Origin of the sequence: Luteibacter sp. 621, from assembly GCF_050435445.1 — a bacterium.
Classification (GTDB): domain Bacteria; phylum Pseudomonadota; class Gammaproteobacteria; order Xanthomonadales; family Rhodanobacteraceae; genus Luteibacter.
In genome coordinates this window covers 1-24,238 of record NZ_JBNDKI010000009.1, presented here as the reverse complement: position 1 = coordinate 24,238, position 24,238 = coordinate 1, and the positions used below count along the sequence as shown (strand labels likewise).

Below are 24,238 nucleotides of genomic sequence, written 5' to 3'. Positions count from 1 at the left end.
TTTGCGCTAAAGTCCCGGCCTGACCCATTGCGCAGGAGAGCCCCGATGATCGACCACACTGGCGCGTACGTCAGCGACTTCGAGCGCAGCAAGGCGTTCTACCAGACCGTACTTGCCTCTATCGGGTACGAATTGCTCGCCGTGTTCCCGGCCTCAGTGACCGGCCGCACGGATGTCGCCGGCTTCGGCGAAGGCGGCAAGCCAGACTTCTGGATCTACAAGGGCGAGCCCAACCAGCCGCATGTGCACGTGGCGTTCCGCGTGGAATCGCGCAAGCTCGTGCATGCCTTCCACGAGGCGGCGCTCGCCGCCGGTGGGCGTGACAACGGGCCACCCGGCCCGCGCTCGCATTATCACGAGGGCTACTACGGCGCCTTCATCCTCGACCCCGATGGCCACAACATCGAAGCTGTGTTCCACGGCCAGGCCCGCCTGGGCGGCTGACGTGTCGCGCTATCACGGCCCCCTGCTCACCGAACCCACGGCCCTGGCACTGCTTGCAGCTCACAAAGCCGGAGCCGATCGCTGGCATGGCTCGCTCGACCTGGGCTTCAGCGAGAACACCGCCCGCCTGCACGAAGGTGGGTGGACCTGGCTTGGCACCACCTACCCTTACCCTGGGAAGATCAAGCCGCGCACTATCTACCGCTGGGATGGCGAGGCGTTCGAGCCGGTCTCGCGGTTCGACGGCTCACTGATCAAGCTGGTGCCCACGGAATGGGGAGTGCCTACCTTCGAGATCGATGGCATCAAGATGCTGCCCACCTCGAAGGAGTCCCCTCTCGACGATGCACGCCGTAAGGTGGCCCTGGTGGAGCCCCGTGGGAAGGTGGTACTCGATACCTGCGGCGGCCTGGGCTACTTCGCGGCATGCTGCCTGGAAGCCGGCGTGAACCGCATCCAGTCGTTCGAGAAGAACCCTGACGTGTTGTGGCTGCGCACGATCAACCCCTGGTCGCCCGATCCCGAGTCACCTGCCGCTGGCGGCCGCCTGCACCTGGCGCACGGCGATGTCACCGGGCAGATCGGAACGATCGCAGACGCCTCGGTGGATGCCATCCTGCACGATCCGCCGCGCTTCGGGATCGCTGGCGAACTCTATTCGCAGGCGTTCTATCACGAACTCGCTCGCGTCATCCGCCGTGGCGGCCGCCTGTTTCACTACACCGGCAGCCCTAACAAGCTCACGACCGGGCGCGACGTGCCTGCCGAGGTGGCGGCGCGACTGGAGAAGGCCGGGTTCCAGGCGAAGCTCGCACTGGACGGCGTTTTCGCGACACGGCGCTGAACCCGGCGCCTTCCTCGCAACAGGGGCTGTGTTTCATCGCGTTACGTGACTAGGCTGTGAAACCTCCCCGGAGGTGCCCCATGCGTTCGATGCTGTGTTTTGCCGTCGCCACCCTTCTGGCGGCGCCCGCGCTCTCCGCCAGCCTGCCGCCGCGCAGTGGCTGGGCGGCCACCAGCTCATCACAGCAGGTGCCGGCGCTTGCGCCCGCGCACGCCATTGACCAAGACGAGACCACGCGCTGGGGCGGCTCATTCAGCCCCGGGCAGTGGTTCCAGGTCGATTTGGGCAAGCTCGCGCGTATCGGCGGGGTCCGCATCCACTGGGATAGCGGCTTTGCCGCCGCCTACAGCATCCAGGTATCGACCGATGGCAAGGTGTTTCATCCGGCCTACGCGGTGACGGATTCACCAGGTGGCGTGGAGTACCTCGTGTTCCCGGCCGAGGACGCTCGCTACGTCCGCCTCGCCGCCCCGGCGCGAACCGCTGACTGGGGTGTTTCCGTGTTCGAATTCGAACCCATGTCCGCCGACGATACCGCCAGGGTCACGGGCCTCGGCGGTACCGGCGATACGGCGGCGATCTGGGCGGATGGGCACCCTCGCGACATCGCTGGCAAGGGCGCGGAGCGCAACGTAGCTATCCACCTGCCCCATCCGCTCGACATCACAGGCCTTGAAGTGACGTGGGCCGGGCCTCGAAACGGCGTGGTGCTGCAATCGAAGGACGCGCAAGGCAGATGGTCCACGATTGATTCCGACCCCGGTTCACTGGGCGACGCCTCCTACCTCGCCGCACCAGGTACGTTTACGGCGCATGATCTGCGCCTGGTGATGACGCCAGGGCAAGGCACGCCCAGGATTTCGCGCCTGCGCTTCCTGGGCGCGCCGCGGGCCATGACCGCGATGAAGCGATACCAGATCACCGCGTCGCGTGCGCACGCGGCACTGTTCCCGTCATCCCTGCATATGCAGCAGGTGTACTGGACCGACGTGGGCGTGCCTGCCGGCCTGCAGAAGGCGATCTTCGATGAGTACGGCGATATCGAGCCGTTCAAGGGCGGCCCGCTGGTGCAGGCCATCTGGCGCGATGCCAGCGGCAAGGCGGTGGTGGCCGACAACGTCGAACGCACGCATGCGCTGCGCGACCGCTGGAAGCCCATGCCTTCGGTCGGCTGGAGCCCGCAGCCAGGCCTTGCCGTCACGACGCAGAGCGTCGCGATCCAGGATGGCGCCCAGCCCGTGATCCTGCTCCGCCACCGCCTGGCGAACCAGGGTACGAGCCGTATCGATGGCAGGCTCTTTCTCGTCGTTCGCCCCATGCAGGTGAACCCGCCCTGGCAGAACGGCGGGCCATCGGCGATCCATGCGATGACGTTGGCCAGGGACAAGGTCACCGTCAACGGGCGCACCTTGCTTACCCCACTCACCGAGCCTGATGACCTTGGCGCGGCGCCCTTCGGCGACCATGGCGCCACGGAGATCACGACCGCTATCGCCGCGAACGCGCTGCCGAAGGCGGTGGATGTCTCGGATCCCCAGGGCCTGGCCGCCGGCAGCCTCGCTTACGATGTGCAGCTTGCACCAGGCGAGCAGCGCGATATCGTCATCGCGTTCCCGCTGGGCAATCACCCCGCGAACGCGGATGGCTCGCTGCCCGAGCCGCCGCCGGTCAACCGGGCGCGAGTCACGGCGGGCGCATTCGATGCATTGGCCAGCGAGGTATCCGACGAGTGGCAGGCCCGCCTGGGCAGCGTGGGCCTGAGCCTGCCGGATGAAACGCTGGTCGATATCCTGCGCTCGCAGGCGGCCTACATGCTAGTCAACCAGACGGGCCACGCCATGCAGGCGGGCCCACGCAACTACAACCGGTCCTTCATCCGCGATGGCGCGGCCACTGCCTCGATCCTGCTGCGCATGGGTGAGGTAAAAACCGCCCGCGATTACCTTGACTGGTACGCCAGCCACGCCGTGCACGAGAACGGCCTGGTGTCGCCCATCCTCAATGCCGATGGCACCGTCAACAAGGGGTTTGGTTCGGATATCGAGTACGACAGCCAGGGCGAATTCATCAACCTCGTGGCCGATGTCGCGCGCTTCGGTGGCGGCCCGGAATCGGTGCGCAACTACCTGCCCAAGGTGCGCGCCGCCATGCATTTCATGCAGGATCTGCGTGCGCGCACCATGGTGCCTGGCTACATGGCCGACCAGCCGGCACCGCAGCGCTTCCACGGGATCATCGCACCCTCGATCAGCCATGAAGGCTACTCCAGCCCCACGCACAGCTACTGGGATGACTGGTGGGCACTAAAGGGTTGGCACGATGGTGCGTGGCTGGCCGATCAGTGGGGTGACAAGGAACTGGCTGCCTATGCACGCACCCAGTACGCCGCCCTGCGCGAATCGGTGGCCGCCTCCATTCGCGCCACCATGGCCTGGAAAGGCGTGGATACGATCCCCGCCGCGGCGGACCTGGGTGATGGCGACCCCACCAGTATCTCGATTGCACTCGACCCGGCGGGCCAGATGGATGTGCTGCCGCACGATGCACTGGTGACGACGTTTGATCGCTACCTGGCCGACGTACGCAAGCGCGAACAGCCCGGCGAATTGTTTGCGTACACGCCGTACGAGCTGCGCAATGTGCTGACGTACGTCTACCTCGATCGCCCGGCCGATGCGGCCGAGCTGCTGGGCACCATCGTCCGCGATCGCCGGCCGCCTGAGTGGAGCATGTGGGCCGAGGTGGTGCACTCGCGCCTGCGCCACCCCGGCTACCTGGGCGACATGCCGCACACGTGGATTGGCGCCGAGTACGCGCGGCTACTGTTCGGCATGCTGATGCGCGAGGCCGATGATGGCTTGTACCTGCTACCCGGGGCACCGCCCGCGTGGGTGGCCGGCGATGGTTTGAAGGTAACGAAGCTGCCGGTCGCCTACGGCGAGCTCAACATGGCGGCACGCCGCCAGGGCGATACGCTGGTGGTGACGCTGGACAAGGGCATTCGCGCTGGAACGGCGGTGCGTGTGTTCTGGCCAGGCCGTGTGCGCCCTGCCCGCGTACGGATCGATGGCAAGCCGGCCGAGTCGTGGGACGCCGATGGCATCCGGGTGGATCACCCCTTCCATAAGCTCGAAGCCAAAATGTAGGAGCGCGCTTGCGCGCGATGGGGTGCTTGCGATAACCCCCATCGCGCGCAAGCGCGCTCCTACATGTTTTGTGCGTTAGACGAAACGGTGCGTGGCCTTTTCGACCAGGCTGCGCAGCTGCTGCGCCATGGCGGCGGCATCCGCATCGCCCGCACCTTTCACGGCATCCAGTAGCTGCCCCGCCCGCGCGTCCGCCTCGATCAGGTCGCGAAACGTGCTGGCCAGCAGCTGCACCGCGGCTGCGTTGACGCCGCGGCTATCAAAGCCCATGGCCTTGCGGCGCTGGCGGTAGCGCGCCTGGCGCTGCGCATTCGTAAGTGCATCAGGCTTGCGCGGCCGGCCACGGCCACGCTTCGCATTCGGAAACATGTCGGAGGTGTTCGGATCGCGCGTGGCGTTGATGTTCTTCTTCATGCGCATATTATTCGTTACGGTAACGAATAAGGCAAGCGCCCTACGCCGGCTTCTTACCCGCGCCGCGTAGCGGCACATCCCGCAGGAACCACGCCAGGCAGAACCCGAGGAAAACCACGCCCGCCGCCACGTGGTAGACCACGTGAAGGGATGAGCCGAAGGCATGGATAAATTTTGCATGCAGGTCGGGCGACATCTTCGCCACCATGTCTGGCGAGAAGGTGCGCGGACCCATCTGGGCCGCCGGGATGTCGCCCTGCAGCCGCGACTGGAGGCCCTGGGTAAACAGCGCACCGAACACCGATACGCCCACCGAGCCACCAATCGAACGGAATAGTGTAACGCCAGACGTGGCCACGCCCATAAGTTTTATATCGACACTGTTCTGCGCCGCCAGGATCAGCACCTGCATCACCATGCCGATACCCAGGCCGAGGATGCCGGCATAGCCGTAGATCAGGTACAGCGGATCCTCTTCCCTGACACTGCCGAGCAGCATGAGTGCAATCGCGCCCAGGAACGTACCGACGATCGGGAATACCCGGTAACGACCGATGCGGCTGATGATGCGCCCCGCCACGATCGAACTGACCAGCACGCCACCCATGAGCGGCAGCAGCTGCAGGCCGGCGCCGGTGGGCGAAACCCCCTTAACCGTCTGCAGGTACAGCGGCAAATAGGTGGTGGAGCCGAACAGCGCGGTGCCCACGAAGAAGCCGATCAGGCTGCACAGCAGGAACGTGCGGTGCTTGAACAGGTGCAGCGGAATGATCGGCTCGCTGGCGATGCTCTCTTCGTAGATAAAGCCCGCGACAGCAACCAGGCCCATAGCCAGGATCGACCACAGCGCCACCGAGTCCCACGGCATCTGGGTGCCGCCCTCGGTGGTGAACAAGATGATGCAGCTCAGTGCGGTGGCAAGGAAGATCGCACCGAACCAGTCGATCTGGTGCTTCACATGGCGGGTGTGCGGATGGAACACCGCGGCGATCACCAGCAGGCACAGGATGCCTAGCGGAAGGTTGACGTAGAAGATCCAGCGCCACGAAAGGTGATCCACCATGAAGCCGCCAAGCAGAGGCCCGATCACCGTGGCCAGGCCAAACACGCCGCCGAACAGGCCCTGGTAGCGGCCGCGCTCAGCCGGGGGCACCACATCGCCGATGGCCGCCATGGTGATCACCAGCAAGCCACCGCCACCCAGGCCTTGCAAGGCACGCATCAGGATCAGCATGGTCATGTCCTGGGCCAGGCCGCACAGCACCGAGCCAATCAGGAAGATGACGATGGCGACCTGCAGGACGATCTTTCGCCCGTACAGGTCGCCGAACTTGCCGTACAGCGGCACGACCACCGTGGAAGTAAGCAGGTAGGCGGTCACCACCCAGGAAAGCTGGCTCAGGCCACCCAGGTCGCCCACGATGGTGGGCAGCGCCGTGGAAACAATGGTCTGGTCGAGGGCGGCCAGCAGCATGACCAGCATGAGTGCCGGAAAGAGCAGGCGCAGGGAGGGCTGGGCCGGTATGGGCGCAAGGCTTGGCTCGACAACGCCGGCGGGCGTCTCGGCAGGTTCGGGGCGGTGGACGGCGTTCACTGGCGGCGGGCCTGTAAATTAATTAAGTCGTCAGTTAATATATGCGGCAACGAACCGCAAGGCAACTCCCTGCTCTCGTGTTATTCAGTGACCATGAACAAGCCGGACTCCCCCAAACCCCTGAAACCGCGCCGCGGCCGCCCGCCGGGCCGCCCGCACGCCCAGCCTGATGGCGCCGACCAGCGCACGCGCCTGGTCGAGATCGCCCTGGCCCAGTACGCGAAACATGGCTACGCCGCGACCACGCTGGCTGCCATCGCGCGTGCCGCCGACATGACCCCGGCCGCGGTGCACTACTACTTCAAGACCCGCGAACAGCTGTTCGATGAGATCCACGCAGCGCATATCGTGCCCATGCGCAAGCACGTGGAGGCCATATTCCACGAGCACGCAGGCGACCCTGTCGCCGCCTTTGTCAAAGTGGCCGAGCGCTTCGTCGAGGTGGCCGGTGAGCACGAGTGGATCGCCCCGGTGTTCTTCGGCGACCTGCTGACCGAGGGCGATACATTCCGCAAGCACGTGAAAGGCAAGGTCGATTACAAGACGCAGGCCGCGTTCCACGAGCGAATCCAGCAATGGCAGGCCCAGGGCCTGCTCAACCCGGACCTGGATCCCTCGCTGATCATGCCCTCGATCATGTCGCTGACCATGCTGTTCATGGCCGCCCGGCGCAAATGGAAGGACGACCCGATCCGCAAGGAAGTCACGCGCGAGACGATTCGCCGCCACGCCATGGCGCTGCTGGGCCACGGGCTCGGCCCGGCAAAGGCGTAGAATCAGCGTTTTGATTGTGGAGCGGCGTCTTGGCCTACCCCTATTCCCTTGTCATCTTCGACCTGGACGGCACGCTGGTCGATAGCGCCGCGGACATCGCCGAATCCGTCAACCGCACGCTCAGCGACTGGCGGCTGCCCACCTACGATGTAAAGCAGATCACCGGCTGGATCGGCGAGGGCTCGCGCCAACTCATCACGTATGCGTTCCGCGATGCGGGCAGCGACGCGGATATCGATGATGTGATGCCCGGCTTCCTGGAGCACTACGCGGAGACCGCGCTGGATGCCGTTGTTTATCCCGGCGTCGCGGAGACGCTGGCGGACCTGCACGCCCAGGGCGTGACGCTGGCCGTATGCACGAACAAGAACGAGGAGTTCGTGCGCCCGCTGCTCGAGGTGCGCGGCCTGCTGCCATACATTGATGGCATTGTCGGTGGCAACACCCTGCCCGAACGCAAGCCCAGCGGCGTACCGTTGAAGCACCTCGCCGATGCCGCTGGCGTACGGCTGGACAAGGTGCTGATGGTGGGCGATTCCGAGAGCGACATGCTCGCCGCGCGCGATGCCGGCATCCCCTACGTGCTCGTCAGCTATGGTTACCCCAAGTCGCTGGATATCCACACGGCAGGCGCGCTTGCGGTGATCGATCGGTTCCCCGAGCTGCTAAACCTCCGTACTAGCGATACGCAGTGATCGCCGCCTTGATCAGGCGCACGTCGTCTTCGATGCCGTAACTGGGCGGCGCGGAATAGCCAAAGCGCGTGATCACGAGATGCTCCGAAGGCACGATGTAAATGCGCTGGCCCATCGTGCCGCTGGCGAAGAAGCCATCCTTCGGAAAGCCACCCTCTACCCGCATCTGCGCGACATCGCTCGGCCCGTCATTGGTCCAGAAACCTGCACCGTACGGCGCACCCAGGGCGGAGGTGCGCGACCATGCCACCCAGCCTTCCGGTAGCAGCCGCGTGCCATCCGGCGCCTTGCCATCATTGAGGTACAGCAGGCCGAACCGGGCGTAATCGCGCGCGCTGGCATACACGTAGGTGGAGCCGATGAAGGTGCCCTGCCCGTCGAACTCCATCGTGACATCGCCCATGTGCAAGGGATCGAAAACGCGCTGCCGGGCAAAGGCGCGCAAGCCCGCCGCGCCACCGCCCACGCGCTCGCCCACCATGCGATCGAGCAGAACGGTGTCGGCGGAGGTGTATTCGAATGTTTTCCCAGGTGCCTCCTTGGCCGGCTGCGCCGCTGCATAGGCCGCCATGTCAGCGTGCAGGAACTCCATCTTTGCCACGGGGCTGAAGGCCGACTCGGCCTCTTCAGCGGCGAGGCCGCTCTGCATGCGCAACAGGTCCTCAATGCGGATCGCGCTACGTGGATCGCCTGGCGCGCGCCACTCGGGCGCATTGAGCGGCTGCCTTGGGTCGACCTTGCCGTCCATGGCAAGCATGCCGAGCAGCGCATTGGTGAACGACTTGGCGACCGAGAAGCTGATGAGCTTCGTGTGGACGCCATAACCCGGCGCATACCGCTCCGCGACCACCTTGCCATCCTTGACGATCACAACGGCCTTCACGGCCTTCGGTGCATCGCCGGCGCGCTCGGCGAACACTCTCTCCATCGCTGCGGTGACGCCCGGCTTGTCCGTCGCAACCTGTGTGGATGGCGCAAATCCGTCGTCGACATCGGGTGTCGTGTGCGCATCGGCCACGACGGGACCATTTCCCGGGAGATCGAGTCGGCAACCGTAACCCGCGACATACGTAGCGGTTGCCAGTGTCGAGACCAGGCCATCCACACTGACCACTTGCCTGGCGCGGTCCACGTGAACCGTAAGCAGCTTCGCCGGCATGGCGCCGATCATGGGCGTGACCAGCTCGCGGTAAATCGTGTCCGGGTCCTGCTGCCCTACAAAGGTCATCGAGCAGACATGGTGCGCCGCGACGCCGGCCGCCACGCGAATGGCCTGGTCGGGCCGGGTGATGGCCCAGGCAGAACCTGCGAGGGCAAGCGCTATGGCGGTGGCGATGAGTGTTGGTTTGCGCATGGCTGGGCTCCCTGGTGTGGGAGGCAGTGTGGCCCGGGGCATGCCCCGGGGGAGCGCGTACTGGGACGTACAGGGCCAGGGGTGGGACGAACGTGCGGGCACTGACGTGCCGGATCGCGCGCGAGCGCGCTCCTAAAAGGGATTGCGTAGCTCCGGGGGCAGGTAACGGCGGGTCCAGGTGAGGCGGGTGCCGTCGTGCAGGATCAGGCGCTTTTCGCCATCGGGCCAGGGCTGTACTTCGGTAATGGCATCGAGGCGGACAATGGTGGAGCGGTTCACCCGCACGAAGGCAGAGGGATGCAGCCGCGCCTGGATGGCATCGAGGGTGCCGCGAAGGCGGCGCGATGTGCCGTCCACGTACACGTCCAGGTAGTTGCGGTCCGATTCGATGCGGTCTACCCGCACCACGGGCACCAGTTCCGCGGATTCACCGGCGGGCAGGAGCAGCCGCTCGAGGTAATGGACCGGGGCTGGCAGGTCACCCAGTAGTGCATCGAGCTTCGCCACGGAGGGCGCGATCTTTTCGCGCAGCCGTTGCACGGTGCGCGCGAATCGATCAGGTCCCACGGGCTTGAGCAGGTAGTCGAACGCATGGACCTCGAACGCCCTGATGGCCAGGTCATCATGCGCCGTGACAAAGACGATCTCCGCTGGCAAGGGCTCGCCCAGGGCCTGCAGCACAGCAAACCCATCCATGCCCGGCATGGAGATATCCAGGAACACCACATCCGGGCGCTCGCGGCGTACCAGCGTCACCGCGGACGGGCCATCGGAGGCTTCACCGACCCAGATCACGCCCTCGTGCTCCGCCAGGTAGCGGCGGATCTTCGCGCGCGCAGGCGCTTCGTCATCGATCACCACGGCACGCAGTGTCATACCTGCCCTCCACGCCGGATCGGGAGCCACAGCGTGACGACCGAGCCGGCGCCCGCCGCATCCCGGCGCACGCCAGCCTCGTCACCATACAAATGCTGCAGGCGCGCCTGCACGTTACCCATGCCGATGCCGTGGCCTGACCGCACGCTGCCTCCGCCTCCGCCTCCGTCACGCACGGTAATGACGGCGCGCGCACCCTCACGCGCCGCCTCCACGCGCACGAAGCGGGCATCGCCGATGCCGCCGTGCTCGATGGCATTCTCCACCAGAGGCTGCAACACCAGGAAGGGGACGTGCACGTCGGCCAGCGCGTCGTCCGCCGTGAGTGCCGCATCCAGGCCTGTGCCGAACCGGGCCCGCTGGATATCGAGATACAGATCCAGAAGGCGCCATTCTTCGCGCAGGGCGTGCTCCTGCCCTGCGGCGGCCAGCGTCGCGCGGAGCAACTCGCCAACGCGTGCCAGCATCTCGTCGGCGACCCGTGGCCGGTCGTACATCAACTCCGATACGGCATTGAGCGTATTGAACAGAAAGTGCGGGTTGAGCTGGAGTCGCAGCGCTTCCAGGCGCGCTTCCGATAGCGCGGATTCGAGCTGCGCATTGCGCACTTCGCGCTCGCGGCCTTCGCGGTAGCGATCGAACAGCCACACGCCGACCACGATGACCGCATAGAAGAACAGCTGCGTCGGCACCTCCATGAGGTAGCGCCACACGGTGATGTCGTACGCACGCCCCGGCGTCCCAGCCAGGCGAAAAACCACGTGGCGCGAAGCGATCATCAGCGTGGTCTGCGCAACCGACAGCGCCATGAACAGGCCAGCGTGAGCCCACCACGTGCGCGGGATACGGCGCAAGGCAGCGAACAGCAAGGGCAGGCACGCGCCGAATGTCAGCGAGCCGGTGAGTTCTTCAATGAGCTTGGGGGCGAAGGGCGTGGTGTAGCCATTGGCTACGTCGATAAGGTAGCGATTGGAGGCGCGCAGCAGGCCAATCACCACCAGCAGGGCAATCCACAGCCACAGCGCACGCCGCCGCCATGCCGGAGGAACCGCACCGCCCTGCCCCGTTGCCATCGACCACCCCAGAAACCCGTCCGCCGGCTCTTATACCAGAGCCGGCGGCAGGTGCTTCAAGACCGGGGGACGGGATCAGGCCGCGCGGCGCGGCAGGACCCAGTCGGGGCGGATGAAGTGGCAGGTGTACCCGTTGGGGTACTTCTCCAGGTAATCCTGGTGCTCAGGCTCCGCCTGCCAGAACGGGCCGGCGGGGCTCACTTCCGTCACGACCTTGCCTGGCCACAGGCCCGATGCGTTGACATCGGCGATCGTATCTTCGGCCACTGCCTTCTGCTCCTCATCCAGGTAAAAGATGGCGGAACGGTAGCTTGTGCCCAGATCGTTGCCCTGGCGGTTCACCGTGGTCGGGTCGTGGATCTGGAAGAAGAACTCGAGGATCTTCCGGTAGCTGATCTTCGCCGGATCGAACTCGATTTCAATCGCCTCGGCATGGGTGCCGTGGTTGCGGTAGGTGGCGTTGGGCACGTCGCCGCCGGAATAGCCCACGCGCGTGCTGATGATGCCGGGCTGCTTGCGGATCAGGTCCTGCACGCCCCAGAAGCAACCGCCGGCCAGGATGGCACGTGAAGTCATGCGACACCTCCCTTCTCATTGGCAAACAGGCTGGCGTACTGCCCGTAACCTTCCTTTTCCAGGTCGGCTACCGGGATGAAGCGCAGTGACGCCGAATTGATGCAGTAACGCAGGCCGCCACGATCGCGCGGGCCATCGGGGAAGACGTGGCCCAGGTGGCTATCGCCGTGGGTCGAACGGACTTCCGTGCGGATCATGCCGTGCGTCGTATCGCGGTTCTCGACCACGTGATCGTCCTCGAGGGGCTGGGTAAAGCTGGGCCAGCCACAGCCGCTGTCGAACTTGTCCAGCGAGGAGAACAGCGGCTCGCCGGAGACGATATCGACGTAGATGCCCGGTTCCTTGCTCTCATGGAACGCATTGTGGAACGGGCGCTCGGTGCCACTCTGCTGGGTGACACGGAACTGCTCGGGGCTGAGGCGCGCGAGGGCCTCGGGAGTCTTGCGATAGTCAGACATGGGGAGCCTCCAGGGGATATTCGGCGCCGCGGTCGCCCGCTTCGCCGCTGCCCACATAATGCGGGCAAGCGGCGTGGATGCAATGCCCCTGGAGGGTGAAGAACCGGCTCAGGCAGCCAGGTCTTCGACCCACTGGTGACCCGCCTGCGCAAGCAGTTCGCGCGCCGAATCCGGCCCCCAGGTGCCCGCCTCATAAGCGTCCGGACCGGCCGCGGCGTCGCTCCAGCCCTGCAGGATGGGCGTGACCCACTGCCAGGCCGCCTCGGTCTCGTCCTTGCGCACGAACAACGCCGGGCTCCCCTTCACCGCATCGAGCATCAGGCCTTCGTACGAGTCACGGAAACGCACGCGCGCCGGCTCACCCAGTTTGGACAGGGCATCGACTTCATCGAGACCGAAGGTGCTGCCCGGCTGCTTCACGAACAGCGGCAGGATCACGCTCTCGTTGGGCTGTACGCGAATCACGAGGCGGCTGCCAGGCCGCGCCTCACCGAACAGGCCCGGTTCACCCGCGCGGAACTGGATGACCACCTCGGTGAGCTTCTCCGGCATACGCTTGCCGGAACGCAGGTAGAACGGCACGCCCTTCCAGCGTGGCGTTTCGATCTCGGCCTTGAGTGCGACAAAGGTCTCGGTGTTGCTCGGGTTTGCTTCCGGCAGCTCTTCGCGGTACGCCGGCACTTCCTGGCCGCCCGTGGTGCCGCGCACGTACTGGCCACGCGCCACGTTGGCCGCCAGGTTATTCCGGTCGAGCGGCTTCAGCGACTTGAGCACGCGTACCTTTTCATCACGCAGCGCATCGGCGTCCAGCGAGGACGGACGCTCCATGGCGACCACGGTCAGCACCTGCAGCAGGTGGTTCTGGATCATGTCGCGCAGTGCGCCGGAACCGTCGTAATAGCCGCCGCGGCCCTCAAGGCCCACCGTCTCGGCCGCCGTTATCTGCACGTACTCGATCGAGTCGCGGTCCCACATGCGCTCAAGCATGGGGTTAGCAAAGCGCAGCGCGATGATGTTCTGCACCGCCTCCTTGCCCAGGTAGTGATCGATACGATAGATGCTGTTTTCCGGGAAATGGCGCCCGACACCCTCGTTCACCTTGCGCGCGGTCTCCAGGTCGGTACCGATCGGCTTTTCCAGGACGATGCGCGACTGCGCGGTGCGCAGCCCGTTCTCGTCGATGTTCCTGGCGATATCACCGTAGAGATCCGGCGCCGTCGCCAGATAAAACACCCGGACGCGCTCGCCCCCCTCGTGGGCGAGCTTGGCCGAAAGGCCAGCCCAGTTGCCGCCGGCATCGGCGCCATTAAGGCTCACGTAGTGGACCAGGCCCAGGAAGCGGTCCACCGTGGCATCCACCAGTTCGTCGCCGCGGATAAACTCACGCAGCGCCTTGAGCGCGCGCTCGCGGTAAGTGGCGTCATCCAGCGGTGACCGTGCGGTGCCGATGATGCGGGCATCATCCGGCACCTGCCCTTCGGCAAAGCGGCGGTACAGCGCCGGCAACAGCTTGCGCATGGTGAGATCGCCGGTGGCGCCGAAAATCACATAGTCGAAAGACGGGACGGGTTCGAGCTGGCTGGAAGTGGTCATGACCTGGTATCCGGGAAGCGAAGGATGGCGGCGGCTTCGCCGTCGTCGACGCCTTGCTGGATGAGGGGCAATGAGCCAGATTCAAGGGTCTGAATCGATCTAAATCGTTGCCCCGGGGTCACAACACCTTTTCCCCAGGTACCGCGAGCCTTCGTAGGAGCGTGCTTGCGCGCGATCCGGCGCCGCCGTGAACACCCTATCGCGCGCAAGCGCGCTCCTACAGGTCTGCGGTGTCTTCGCTGTAGAGCTCGGGGTGCAGGAACGGGGCCATGGCAAGGACCATGGCCTGCGCGTAGGCGTCCTCGCGGGTGGCGTGGCCGTTCGTTACCAGCCCGATGGCCCCGCCTTGCTGCTTGATGTTTACGGTGCCGAACAACCGGTCCATGACATCGCCCAGTTCCTCGCCGTAGAGCAGTGCCTCGTACACCGCAGGCGGCAGGGGCAGCCACGCGCTGCGACCGACCGACACCGTATCGCCATGGGCGATCGCCACGACGCCGAACGTGCCCGGCCCATCCTCGGTCACATCCACCCCGCCCTCCAGCGCCACGAAGAAATCGCCTTCGCCATGCTGGCGGCAGTGATTCATGCGGTTCAGGGCGCCTTCCCGGGTTTCCGCCAGGGTCATGGGCTGGTCGGCCACCCCGGACGGCGCAGCCACGCCTTCGCAGACGACCAGGCGCCCCGGAAACAGCGGCGCGAGCGCCCGCTGCACCGCCGCTACCTTGACCGGGTTGCGCGAGCCCACCAGGACTTTCAATGGCGCGTTGGACATAGCTTAGCCAAGCGCCTTGTCGACCATGGCCTGGGCCTCTTCGAGCACCTGGGCAAGGTGCTCCTTGCCGCGGAAGCTCTCACCGTAAACCTTGTAGATGTCCTCCGTGCCGGAGGGGCGCGCGGCGAACCAGCCCTGGGCGGAGCTGACCTTGATGCCGCCGATCGGCTGCCCGTCGGCCTGGTTGATTACTGCCGTGATGGCATCGCCCGCAAGCGTTGTCGAAGTCACCTGCTCCGGCTGCAGTTTCGAGAGCTTCTGCTTCTGCGCGTGCGTGGCCGGCGCATCGATGCGCGCATTGGCCGGATCGCCGAGCTGGCGGGTGATGTCGCGGTAAATCTCGCCCGGGTCGTGGCCAAGGCGGGCCGTCATCTCACCCGAGAGCAGCGCAGCCAGGATGCCGTCCTTATCGGTGGACCAGGCGGAGGCATCCTTCGCCAGGAACGATGCCCCGGCGCTCTCTTCGCAGCCGAAGCCCACGCTGCCATCGAACAGGCCAGGCACGAAATACTTGAAGCCTACCGGCACCTCGAGCAACGGCCGGCCCAGGTGGGTGGCCACGCGATCGAGCAAGCCCGTGCTGACGGCGGTTTTGCCAACGGCCGCCGTGGCACTCCAGCCGGGGCGGTTCTGGAACAGGTACCACGCGGCCGTGGCCAGGTAGTGATTGGCCGGCATTAACCCGGTGCTGGGCGCGACCACGCCGTGGCGGTCATGATCGGTATCGCAGGCGAAGGCGACATCGAACTTGTCCTTCAGGTGGATCAGGCGCTGCATGGCATACGAGGACGAAGGATCCATGCGGATCTTGCCGTCCCAATCCAGCGACATGAACGAGAACGTCTTGTCGACCACCTCACTGACCACCGTGAGGTTAAGGCCATAGCGCTCGGCGATGGCGTTCCAGTAGTGCACGCCCGCGCCACCCAGCGGATCCACGCCCATGCGCACGCCGTTGGCGCGGATGACTTCAAGGTCGAGTGCATCGCCCAGGTCGCCCACATAGCGCTGCAGGAAATCGAACTCGTGCGTGGTCGACGCCTTGAGGGCCTGTGCGTACGGCATGCGCTTGACGTCGCGCAGGCCGCCTTCAATCAACACGTTGGCACGATCCGCAATCCACTTCGTGGCATCGGTATCGGCCGGGCCGCCATGCGGCGGGTTGTACTTGATGCCGCCGTTATCGGGCGGGTTGTGCGATGGCGTGATGACGATGCCATCGGCCTTGCCGCTGTCGCGCCCGCGGTTGTGCACAAGGATGGCGTGCGACACGCCCGGCGTCGGCGTGTATTCGCCACCCGCCGAGATGAGCGTTTCCACGCCGTTGGCGGCGAGCACTTCGAGCGTGCTTTCGAGTGCGGGCTGCGACAACGCGTGGGTATCAATACCTACGTAAATCGGCCCATCCACACCCACCTTGCGGCGGTATTCGCAGATCGCCTGCACCACTGCCAGCACGTGGGTTTCGTTGAACGAGCGATCGAACGACGAGCCACGATGGCCCGAGGTGCCGAAGACGACGCGCTGCTCGGGTACCGAAGGGTCCGGCTTCAGGTCCACATAGGCGGCCAGCAGCTTCGAAAGGTCGACAAGCGTGCTGTCCGTGGCAGGCTTGCCAGCGAGGGGGCTGATCTTGGCACTCACCGATGGGTCTCCTTGCTATGGGCGCCCCAGGCGCCCTGGTCGGGCATTTTAGGCACGGTAAGCTACCGTGGTTGTCAAGCGTGCGTGCACGTCGCCGTGCGCACCAGCCCACAAGCATCGCGTAGTTTTGAGAATTCTTCTATGTCCCCGGCGGCCGCGGCTGGCTATCGTGGCAGCGTCCGTTCAGCACCTACAGGCGCAGCCGCTCGATGTACTCGAAAATCTCGGCATCGTTGGCCAGGCGCAGCTTGCGCATGGCGTTCGATTTCTGCTGGCTGATGGTGGATAAGCCCCGCCCGGTGCTCCGGGCGATATCGGTCACGCCATGGCCTGTGGCGAACAGGCGCAGGATCTCCAGCTCGCGGGGCGAGAGATCGGCCAGCGTGCCCGACCGGTCGATAACGCCCCCCTGCTCCGCACCGAGCATCGCCAGCACGGAGGCGCCGAGATAGACATGGTTGCCCAGGATCGTTCGCATGGCCTCGGGGATATCCCGCGCATCACCCGATTTGCCGATAAGGCCAAGCACGCCGGTTGCCAGGATCTCGCGGTACAGCGCGGGATTGGCGATGGTCGTGATCACCATGACCGGCAGATGCGGGTGACGGCGGCGCACGGCCTCCAGCATGGCGAGGCCATCGTATTCGATGCCGGGCATACTGAAGTCCGTGATAAGCGCATCACATGGCTCGCTATCCAGCAGCGCAAGCAGCGCCTCGGGCGAGCTGGCCTCGCCGACGACGCGGCAGGCGCCGTCGTGCGCGAGCGCAAGGCTGATGCCCTTCAACACGACGGGATGGTCATCAGCGACGATGACGCGATAGGCCATGGTGATCCTCCTTGGCGACGTTATCCGTTAACCCGATACGCCGGCGCAGCCGGTGGCGGGGCGCCGAGTTGAGCACATCACGCCCCTTCGCGCTAGCCAGAACATGGCGTGCATGGATCGACCGCGTGCTTGACGCACGCGCCGCGCGCCGCGCCCACGTAGCGGCCGCCGCCGGCCTGCCCGACCTGCTTGCACGCCTTGGCGTGCGCTATGCCGCACGGGCGCGCAGGCGCGGCACCCATTTGTCGCTCGACCTCGATCCCGCCCTCGAGACAGACCTCATTGGTCCCGTGGGGGCGCTTGGCGAGGTGCTCTCGGGCCTTGTTGCCCACGCGATCGATCACGCACCGGGCGGGACCGTAACGCTTCGCATTGATGTGGTGGCGGATACGCCAGGCCAGCAAGTACTGCACTTCGCTATGGATTCGCTCACCCCGCCACCGGATGCGTGGCAGGCGCTGCGCGAACGGCTGGGAACCATCGGCGGAACGCTGTGGGTGGAGCAGCACGCCGTTTATCGCGCCATCGCGGAGGTGCGCCTCATCGTGCCGCCCGCGCCACCACATGTGGATGTGGCAGCCCTGCGTAATACGCTTGGCAGCGACGCCGCCATGCGCGACGTCATCGCGGCGCTGGGCGCGGCACTGTCCGTCGATGTTGGCCACCTCGAGCGCGCGCTCGCGCGAGGCGATGTACCGGCACTACGCCAGTGGCTGCACCGCGTATCGGGCGCGCTTGGCATGGCGGAGGCGACCGGCCTTGCGGCCATGGGCGTGCGCCTGGAGCAGGACGTGGCGGTGTATCAGTTGCCCGACATGGAGCTGGCCGTGCGCCGCTTTGCCGTGGATGCCACGCGCGCCCTCGCCTGGTTACGCGAGGGCCGCCCGCCGGATCCGCTGATATAGTCAGCGAGTGAATGCCACGCACACCGCCCCCGCCAGCGCCGACGACCTGCGAAACTTCGTAGATTCGCATGCGCGCCTGTTTGTCTTGACCGGAGCCGGCATCAGCACGGACTCGGGCATCCCCGATTACCGCGATGGCCAGGGCGAATGGAAGCGCAGCCCGCCCATGACCTTGCAGCTTTTCATGAGCGGCGAGCCGGCCCGGGCGCGCTATTGGGCACGCGGCATGATCGGCTGGCGCCACTTTGGCTCGGTAAAGCCGAACGTGGCGCACCATGCGCTTGCGAACCTGGAGGCGCAAGGGCGCATTGAACTGTTGCTCACCCAGAACGTCGATGGGCTGCATGAGGCCGCGGGTAGCGTGAATGTCGTGGACCTGCACGGCCGCATGGATCGCGTGCGCTGTATGCAGTGTGGGGACATCACCCGGCGCGACGTGATGCAACGCCGCCTTGAAGAGGCAAACCCGGACTGGATCGGGCTGGGCGCGACGATCGCGCCAGATGGTGACGCCGATCTCGACGGGGTCGATTTCCACCGCTTTACCGTACCTGCGTGCACCGTGTGCGGAGGCATCCTCAAGCCCGACGTGGTGTTCTTCGGCGAGAACGTGCCACGAGCGCGCGTTGATACGGCGTGGGCGCACCTTGGCCGTGCCGATGCCATGCTGGTCGTTGGCTCGTCGTTGATGGTGTATTCGGGCTACCGCTTTGTCCTGGAAGCCTCGCGCAAGGGCCTGCCCATTGCATCGGTGAACCTGGGCGTGACGCGCGCCGATGCACTCATCGCGCTGAGGGTGCCCATGCCGGTGGCCGAGGCGTTGCAGTCCTTCGCTTAGCGCCGCGCGCGGAAGAACTGGCGCAGCATATCGCCGGCGGTCTCTGCCTCGAGCCCGCCGGCGACCTCGACCCGATGATTGTGCTTATCGGAGATGAGCGTGTCGAACACGCTGCCCGCGGCGCCGGTCTTCGGATCCGTCGCGCCATAGACCACGCGCCCGATCCGCGCATGCACCATGGCCATGGCGCACATGGCGCAGGGCTCCAGTGTCACGTACAACGTGGCGCCGGGGAACCGGTAGTTGGCGAGTGCTTCGCCTGCGGCGCGCAACGCCTGGATTTCCGCATGCGCCGTCGGGTCATGCAGGGTGATGTTGCGGTTCCAGCCCAGCCCGATGGCCTTCCCCTCCAGCACCAGCACGGCCCCCACCGGGACTTCCCCTTCCACATCGCGCGCATGGGCCGCCAACTCCAGGGCGCGCGCCATCCACGCGCGGTCCTCGTCGCTGAACGGCGGAGTGGCATCGGGAAGAAGCGGGCTATTCAAGGGTGACTCCTGGGCAAGCCGGCCATTCTAGCCGGTCGCACCGCGGATCACGGCCGCAAGGCGCTCAACCAGCATGGGAGCCTTCGCTTCGGGCACATTGGTGACCCCAAGCAAGAGGCCTGAGCGTTTTGCCCGCCCGCCGAACCACGGGGAAAGGGGGACGGGTGCGAGTTCGGCCGCATGCGCTGCACGGGCCAGGGCCGAGTCGTTGGTACCCTCGGGTAGCGGAACGCATAACGAAAGGCCACCGACCTCCCACGGCAGGCCCGCGGCCGTGAGCGCCGCCCCGATCGCATCGCGCCGGCTGGCATACGCCCGCTTCATGCGGCGCAGGTGGCGCAGGTAGTGGCCATCCTGCAGGAACCCGGCAACCGCCCGTTGCATGACCGGCGAAGGCGCTGGCTCCAGCGTACCCACCACCTCGTGCAATGGCGCGACCAGCGACTCGGGCACCACGAGGTAGCCCACCCTGATCCCCGGCGCGATGGTTTTGCTGAAGGTGCCGATATGGACGACCCGGTGGGGATCCATGGACGCAAGCGCCGGCGCGGCCCGGCGCGTGAGCTGGAGCTCGCCGAGGTAATCGTCTTCGACGATCCAGCGCTCACCGGCGTGAGCCCATTCGAGCAGGGCCAGCCGGCGTTCGAGCGACATGGCCATGCCCATGGGCGCCTGCTGCCCCGGTGTGACCAGCGCGATAGCGGCGCGCGGCGCAAGCGCCTTGCCCGCCGCCACATCCATACCCCCGGCATCGACGGGAACGGCGACCGGCCGCAGCCCGGCCCAGCCGAGCGCGGTACGCGCGAACGGATACCCCGGCTCCTCGAGCCACGCATCGGCGCCCTGCACGCGCAGTACGCGGAGAATGGCGCTGAGCGCACCGGCATAGCCGTTAGTTACAAAGACCTGGGAAGGGCTACAGGCCAACCCACGGGCTACCGCCAGATAGCCCGCGATGTCCGCGCGCAGGCCTGGCTCGCCGCGTGGATCGGGGTAGTCGGCCGGCGTGGCGGCGGCATCCCGCGCTGCCTGGCCCAGCAGGCGCGACCACAGTGCGGTCGGAAAAAGATCCGCCGCCGGCACCCCCACCTGGAACGGCAGCGCACTGGTCCCGCCCAGCAGGTAACTGCCGAATGACGACCTTGACCGCACCGGTTCCGGCTCGGGCCGGCTTGCCGGAACGCCGCGCGCCACACGCGTGCCCGCCGCCCCGGAGGGCACGACGAACTGGCCATCGGCGAGCTCTTCATAGGCCATTCGGACGGTGCCCCGCGCGACACCCAACTGCGCGGCAAGGTCGTTCCAGGACGGCAGGCGAGCTCCCGGGGGCAGGCGCCCCTCGCGGATGGCCACGCGAATGCCTTCGGCGATCTGGGCCGCCAGCGATTGACGGGCGCCACGATCGATGCGTATGCCAAAGGAGCTTTCCATGGGGGCGATGGTACATCGCCATGACGCGTTCTTGGCTCTACCGAATGACCCAAGCTCGGCGCAGGCTATGTCCATCCCAACCACCCACGAACTGCCGGAGTCCACGCCATGAGCAAGCGCATCAGCTACATGAAAGCCGCCCCCGAAGCCGCCAAGGGCTTCCTCACCGTCCACGGCTACCTGGCCCAGAGCGGGCTGGACAAGAACCTGGTGGATCTTGTTTACCTGCGCGTTTCGCAGATCAACCACTGCGCCTATTGCATCGACATGCATTCGCAGGATCTGAACAAGCACGGCGTGCCGTTCGAGAAGCTGATCCTGACCTCCGCGTGGCGCGAGGCGGGCGATGTGTTCACCGCGCGCGAGCAGGCTGCCCTCGCTTGGGCAGAATCCGTCGCGAATGTGGCCGAGACGGGCGTGCCTGATGACGATTACGCCGCCGCGGCCGCCGAATTCAGCGAGAAGGAGCTCTCCGACCTGTCCGTGGCGATCGCCCTCATGAGCGCCTTCAACCGCCTTGGCGTAGCGTTCCGCAACCAGCCGGTCGCCGCATCGCGCCTGGTCAAGGCCGGCTAAGCTCACCGCCCCGACGGACGGCCACGCAATACCTTGCGCTTAGGCCGTCCGTCGTGTGGCACGCGGCGCAGGTTCGTACCACGCTTTTCTCGCTGGCAGGGGTCCTGTTTCGAGGGGAGCGTTACCATGGATCAGCGCAACCATACCGAGCCACACATCGTGTGGCCCCTGGACCCCGCGGGGTTCTCGACGCACCGGATCACCCGGCTGCGACACAACTTCCACCGCCATCCGTTATTCCAGTTGCCCGAACTCGCCAACCTGGCGCGCGAGCTCATGCCGAAGGAGCAGTGTCGCTTCGTGAGGCCGGGGCTGCAGCAGGATTCAGCGTTCCGCCACGAACCACGGCCCACCGATGGCCGCGATATCGACCAGGTGTTCGAGCATATCCACGAAAGTGGGTCGTGGATCGCGCTGTACAACGTGGAGGCGGTGCCGCGCTACCACGCGCTGCTGGAGGAGATCATCGACGGCCTGCGGCCGCTGATCGAAAAAGAGCAGCCAGGCATTTTCAATGTCACCGGCTTCATCTTCATTTCCGCGCCGCCGTCGGTCACACCCTTCCACATCGATCGCGAGAACAATTTCTGGATGCAACTGCACGGGCGCAAGACGCTAAGCGTGTGGGAACCGGATGATCGCGATGCGGTGAGCGCCGCCCACGTGGAAGATTTCATCGTGAGCCACACGTTGCGCGATGTGCGCCTGAAGGAATCGGCGCGCGCCACGAGCCACGATTTCGACAGCGGCCCGGGCGATGGTGTGTACTTCCCCACCACCGCCCCACACATGACGCGCTCGGATACGGATTGGGTACACGGCGACGATGCGGTGTCGATCTCGATCGGCGTTACGTTCTACACCAGCCACACGGTGCGCAACGCGCGCGTGCACCAGTTCAACCGGGTCTGCCGCAAATACCTTGGCCTTCACCCCACCTACCCCGGGCGCCATGCGTGGCGTGACAGGGCCAAGGCGCCGCTCGGGTATGTGTTGGGGGTGTCACGCCAATGGGCCCTGCGCGCCCTGACCTTCTACGGTGGCCTTAAGGCTCACCACCGTCCTGAGGAAGGCTGGTGGGGCGAGAAGGCACCACCAGGCTCTTACTGAGCCCGGTAGCGGAAGCAGGCGTGCGCATGGTCATCGACGATGCCCACCGCCTGCATCCAGGCGTAAACAATCGTGGGGCCGACAAACTTGAAGCCACGCTTCTTCATGTCCTTGGAGATGGTGGCCGATAGCGGTGTCTGCGCGTGCACCGTCTTGCCGTCGCCAAGCAGCACGTTGCCATTCGTAAACGACCAGCAATACGCCGCGAAATCCTCACCCTTCGCCTGCATGTCGAGGTAGATCCGTGCCCCCTGGATCGTGGCCTCGATCTTGGCGCGCGAACGGATGATGCCATCGTCACCCAGCAGGCGCTCGATATCCTTCTCGGTGAAGCGTGCCACTTTGACGGGATCGAAGTTCTTGAAGGCTTTGCGGAAGTTTTCGCGCTTGCGCAGGATGGTGATCCACGACAGGCCGGCCTGGAACCCCTCCAGCATCAGCTGCTCCCACAGCATGCGGCTATCGTGCAGCGGCACACCCCATTCGGCGTCGTGGTATGCGGTGTAGAGCGGGTCGCTGCCTGCCCAGCTGCAGCGGATCTTGGTCTTCGTCACGGTATGCCGGTGCCCGTTTGGCGGAGTCGGGCTGTAGTTTCCACGAACACGCCGGGATTGTTGAGTGCCCTTGCCAGGGTCAGGGCCCCCTGGATGCCACCCACGATCTCCAGGGCAGCCTGCCGCGGCGCGGACTCACCCGCGCCGGCAAGGGCTGCGGTCAACACATCGATCCAGCGTTTGAAGTACGCATCGATGGCACTGCCGAAGCGGTCGCGGGTTTCGTCCAGCGCGAAAGCGCCCACCAGGCATACACGACCGCCCGCGTGGAAGTACTCATCAACGGCTTGCCACATGGTGCGCACGCCCTCGCCGGCGGGCAGCGTCGCCAGCGGTGTGAACACGCGTGCTTCGAACCAGCTATCGACCTCGGCAAGCACCGCTGCGGCCATATCCTCTTTACCGCCCGGGAAGAAGTGATAGAGGCTGCCCTTGCCCAGCCCCGTCTTCTCGGTGATGCGCGCCATGGACGCGCCGTCGTAACCCAGCTCACGGAACGCTTCCGCAAGCATCGGCACCACGTCGGCACGTTCGTAGACCAGCCTGGGCATCAGAGACCCAGGTCGGAGAGGCTGGGATGGTCATCTGGCCGGCGGCCAAGCGGCCAATGGAACTTCCGGTCGGCTTCTTTCATGGGCATGTCGTTGATGCACGCGTAGCGGTGATGCATCAGGCCATCCTCGCCGAACTCCCAGTTCTCGTTGCCGTATGAGCGGTACCAGTTGTTGCTGTCGTCGTGCCACTCATACGCAAAGCGCACGGCGATGCGATCGCCGGTGAACGCCCACAGTTCCTTGATCAGGCGGTAGTCGAGCTCCTTGGCCCACTTACGGGTCAGGAACTGCACGATCTGCTCGCGGCCGTGCACGAACTCGGCGCGATTACGCCATTCGCTATCGGGCGTGTAGACCAGCGAAACGCGAGCCGGGTCGCGGCTATTCCAGCCGTCCTCGGCGAGGCGGACCTTCTGGACGGCGGACTCGTGGGTAAAGGGAGGAACGGGTGCGGCCATGACGCAATCTCCTGTACCGTGGAGATTGCACTGTACCAATCGGTACACTCAAGCACAAGCATACGAAGGTATGCCCCTAGCCCTTGTAGGAGCGGGGGGGGGGGGGGGGGGGGGGGGGGGGGGGGGGGCGGGCCGGGGGGGGGGGGCCCCCCCCCCCGCCCCCCCCCGCCCCGCCCGCCCGGCCCCGGCGGCCCGCGCGGCGGCGACGGAGAGGCCCCCGGCAACAGACCACGAC

General features: G+C 65.9%; 25 protein-coding genes. 9 read left to right on the top strand and 16 right to left on the bottom strand.

The genetic code is table 11. The features are described 5' to 3' along the window. The first annotated feature begins 45 nt into the window (after positions 1 to 45). The 3 genes from ABIE56_RS11425 (at position 46) to ABIE56_RS11415 (ending at position 4,434) form a co-directional block, all read left to right on the top strand. Positions 46 to 444 carry a VOC family protein gene (locus tag ABIE56_RS11425; RefSeq protein WP_429243937.1) on the top strand — a complete coding sequence of 133 codons (399 nt, stop codon included), beginning with the start codon at positions 46 to 48 and terminating at the stop codon, positions 442 to 444. A 1-nt stretch (position 445) separates the two neighbouring features. Then, a complete protein-coding gene (locus ABIE56_RS11420) occupies positions 446 to 1,288 on the top strand; it encodes a class I SAM-dependent methyltransferase (RefSeq protein WP_429243936.1) in 843 nt (280 codons plus the stop codon). Between the two features lie 80 nt (positions 1,289 to 1,368). After that, a complete protein-coding gene (locus ABIE56_RS11415) occupies positions 1,369 to 4,434 on the top strand; it encodes a discoidin domain-containing protein (RefSeq protein ID WP_429243935.1) in 3,066 nt (1,021 codons plus the stop codon). 75 nt (positions 4,435 to 4,509) lie between these two features. Here the strand turns inward: ABIE56_RS11415 and ABIE56_RS11410 are convergent, their stop codons facing one another. Together ABIE56_RS11410 and ABIE56_RS11405 are read right to left on the bottom strand one after the other, a co-directional pair. Beyond that, the gene (locus ABIE56_RS11410; RefSeq protein WP_429243934.1) at positions 4,510 to 4,848 is read right to left on the bottom strand and encodes a hypothetical protein; all 339 of its coding nucleotides are present in this window, start codon (positions 4,846 to 4,848) and stop codon (positions 4,510 to 4,512) included. Positions 4,849 to 4,888: 40 nt separating this feature from the next. Further along, positions 4,889 to 6,442 (bottom strand): MDR family MFS transporter, encoded by a 1,554-nt coding sequence (locus ABIE56_RS11405; RefSeq protein WP_429243933.1) that lies wholly within the window; start codon positions 6,440 to 6,442, stop codon positions 4,889 to 4,891. Between the two features lie 93 nt (positions 6,443 to 6,535). On the opposite strand from ABIE56_RS11405, the gene ABIE56_RS11400 reads away from it, so the two are divergent. Together ABIE56_RS11400 and gph are read left to right on the top strand one after the other, a co-directional pair. Next, entirely contained in the window at positions 6,536 to 7,216 is a 681-nt protein-coding gene (locus ABIE56_RS11400) for a TetR/AcrR family transcriptional regulator (RefSeq protein WP_429243932.1), read from the top strand. 29 nt (positions 7,217 to 7,245) lie between these two features. Beyond that, complete coding sequence (gene gph, locus ABIE56_RS11395; protein WP_429243931.1) at positions 7,246 to 7,911, top strand: phosphoglycolate phosphatase; 666 nt, start codon at positions 7,246 to 7,248, stop codon at positions 7,909 to 7,911. On the opposite strand, the gene ABIE56_RS11390 is transcribed toward gph, so the two are convergent. The 9 genes from ABIE56_RS11390 to ABIE56_RS11350 form a co-directional block, all read right to left on the bottom strand. Then, a complete protein-coding gene (locus ABIE56_RS11390) occupies positions 7,895 to 9,265 on the bottom strand; it encodes a serine hydrolase domain-containing protein (protein WP_429243930.1) in 1,371 nt (456 codons plus the stop codon). The genes gph and ABIE56_RS11390 overlap by 17 nt on opposite strands. A gap of 132 nt (positions 9,266 to 9,397) precedes the next feature. Continuing rightward, positions 9,398 to 10,141: a LytR/AlgR family response regulator transcription factor gene (locus ABIE56_RS11385; protein WP_429243929.1), complete on the bottom strand. Its 744-nt coding sequence runs from the start codon at positions 10,139 to 10,141 to the stop codon at positions 9,398 to 9,400. Further along, positions 10,138 to 11,214, bottom strand: coding sequence for a sensor histidine kinase (locus tag ABIE56_RS11380; protein WP_429243928.1), 1,077 nt, complete (start codon positions 11,212 to 11,214; stop codon positions 10,138 to 10,140). Before ABIE56_RS11380 ends, ABIE56_RS11385 begins: the two co-directional genes overlap by 4 nt. Before the next feature lie 75 nt (positions 11,215 to 11,289). Continuing rightward, positions 11,290 to 11,790: a peptide-methionine (S)-S-oxide reductase MsrA gene (gene msrA, locus ABIE56_RS11375; protein WP_429243927.1), complete on the bottom strand. Its 501-nt coding sequence runs from the start codon at positions 11,788 to 11,790 to the stop codon at positions 11,290 to 11,292. Next, a complete protein-coding gene (msrB, locus tag ABIE56_RS11370) occupies positions 11,787 to 12,248 on the bottom strand; it encodes a peptide-methionine (R)-S-oxide reductase MsrB (RefSeq protein ID WP_429243926.1) in 462 nt (153 codons plus the stop codon). Before msrB ends, msrA begins: the two co-directional genes overlap by 4 nt. A 108-nt stretch (positions 12,249 to 12,356) precedes the next feature. Further along, on the bottom strand, positions 12,357 to 13,841 hold the full coding sequence (zwf, locus tag ABIE56_RS11365; RefSeq protein WP_429243925.1) for a glucose-6-phosphate dehydrogenase: 1,485 nt from the start codon (positions 13,839 to 13,841) through the stop codon (positions 12,357 to 12,359). Positions 13,842 to 14,058: 217 nt separating this feature from the next. Further along, entirely contained in the window at positions 14,059 to 14,616 is a 558-nt protein-coding gene (gene yjjX / locus ABIE56_RS11360) for an inosine/xanthosine triphosphatase (RefSeq protein ID WP_429243924.1), read from the bottom strand. A 3-nt stretch (positions 14,617 to 14,619) separates the two neighbouring features. Continuing rightward, positions 14,620 to 16,260, bottom strand: coding sequence for a phosphoglucomutase (alpha-D-glucose-1,6-bisphosphate-dependent) (gene pgm / locus ABIE56_RS11355; protein WP_429243923.1), 1,641 nt, complete (start codon positions 16,258 to 16,260; stop codon positions 14,620 to 14,622). A 190-nt stretch (positions 16,261 to 16,450) separates the two neighbouring features. After that, positions 16,451 to 17,089 (bottom strand): response regulator, encoded by a 639-nt coding sequence (locus tag ABIE56_RS11350; RefSeq protein ID WP_429243922.1) that lies wholly within the window; start codon positions 17,087 to 17,089, stop codon positions 16,451 to 16,453. A gap of 125 nt (positions 17,090 to 17,214) precedes the next feature. On the opposite strand from ABIE56_RS11350, the gene ABIE56_RS11345 reads away from it, so the two are divergent. Both ABIE56_RS11345 and ABIE56_RS11340 read left to right on the top strand, forming a co-directional pair. Further along, positions 17,215 to 17,994 (top strand): Hpt domain-containing protein, encoded by a 780-nt coding sequence (locus ABIE56_RS11345; protein WP_429243921.1) that lies wholly within the window; start codon positions 17,215 to 17,217, stop codon positions 17,992 to 17,994. Between the two features lie 7 nt (positions 17,995 to 18,001). Then, a complete protein-coding gene (locus tag ABIE56_RS11340; RefSeq protein WP_429243920.1) occupies positions 18,002 to 18,832 on the top strand; it encodes an NAD-dependent protein deacetylase in 831 nt (276 codons plus the stop codon). On the opposite strand, the gene tadA is transcribed toward ABIE56_RS11340, so the two are convergent. Both tadA and ABIE56_RS11330 read right to left on the bottom strand, forming a co-directional pair. Then, positions 18,829 to 19,320: a tRNA adenosine(34) deaminase TadA gene (gene tadA / locus ABIE56_RS11335; RefSeq protein ID WP_429243919.1), complete on the bottom strand. Its 492-nt coding sequence runs from the start codon at positions 19,318 to 19,320 to the stop codon at positions 18,829 to 18,831. The genes ABIE56_RS11340 and tadA overlap by 4 nt on opposite strands. Before the next feature lie 27 nt (positions 19,321 to 19,347). Next, positions 19,348 to 20,751: a PLP-dependent aminotransferase family protein gene (locus ABIE56_RS11330; RefSeq protein ID WP_429243918.1), complete on the bottom strand. Its 1,404-nt coding sequence runs from the start codon at positions 20,749 to 20,751 to the stop codon at positions 19,348 to 19,350. A 108-nt stretch (positions 20,752 to 20,859) separates the two neighbouring features. Here ABIE56_RS11330 and ABIE56_RS11325 point away from each other — a divergent pair, with 108 nt between their 5' ends. Together ABIE56_RS11325 and ABIE56_RS11320 are read left to right on the top strand one after the other, a co-directional pair. Beyond that, entirely contained in the window at positions 20,860 to 21,327 is a 468-nt protein-coding gene (locus ABIE56_RS11325; RefSeq protein WP_429243917.1) for a carboxymuconolactone decarboxylase family protein, read from the top strand. Positions 21,328 to 21,453: 126 nt separating this feature from the next. Then, positions 21,454 to 22,437 carry a JmjC domain-containing protein gene (locus ABIE56_RS11320; RefSeq protein ID WP_429243916.1) on the top strand — a complete coding sequence of 328 codons (984 nt, stop codon included), beginning with the start codon at positions 21,454 to 21,456 and terminating at the stop codon, positions 22,435 to 22,437. On the opposite strand, the gene ABIE56_RS11315 is transcribed toward ABIE56_RS11320, so the two are convergent. Genes ABIE56_RS11315 through ABIE56_RS11305 form a run of 3 tightly spaced genes read right to left on the bottom strand, consistent with a single transcriptional unit; the run spans position 22,431 to position 24,003 of the window. Further along, a complete protein-coding gene (locus ABIE56_RS11315) occupies positions 22,431 to 22,991 on the bottom strand; it encodes a DNA-3-methyladenine glycosylase I (RefSeq protein WP_429243915.1) in 561 nt (186 codons plus the stop codon). The two genes, ABIE56_RS11320 and ABIE56_RS11315, sit on opposite strands and share 7 nt — an antisense overlap. Further along, positions 22,988 to 23,542, bottom strand: a complete 555-nt coding sequence (locus tag ABIE56_RS11310) for a TetR/AcrR family transcriptional regulator (RefSeq protein WP_429243914.1) — start codon at positions 23,540 to 23,542, stop codon at positions 22,988 to 22,990. Before ABIE56_RS11310 ends, ABIE56_RS11315 begins: the two co-directional genes overlap by 4 nt. Beyond that, positions 23,542 to 24,003, bottom strand: coding sequence for a DUF1348 family protein (locus ABIE56_RS11305; protein ID WP_429243913.1), 462 nt, complete (start codon positions 24,001 to 24,003; stop codon positions 23,542 to 23,544). Before ABIE56_RS11305 ends, ABIE56_RS11310 begins: the two co-directional genes overlap by 1 nt. Between the last annotated feature and the right edge of the window lie 235 nt (positions 24,004 to 24,238).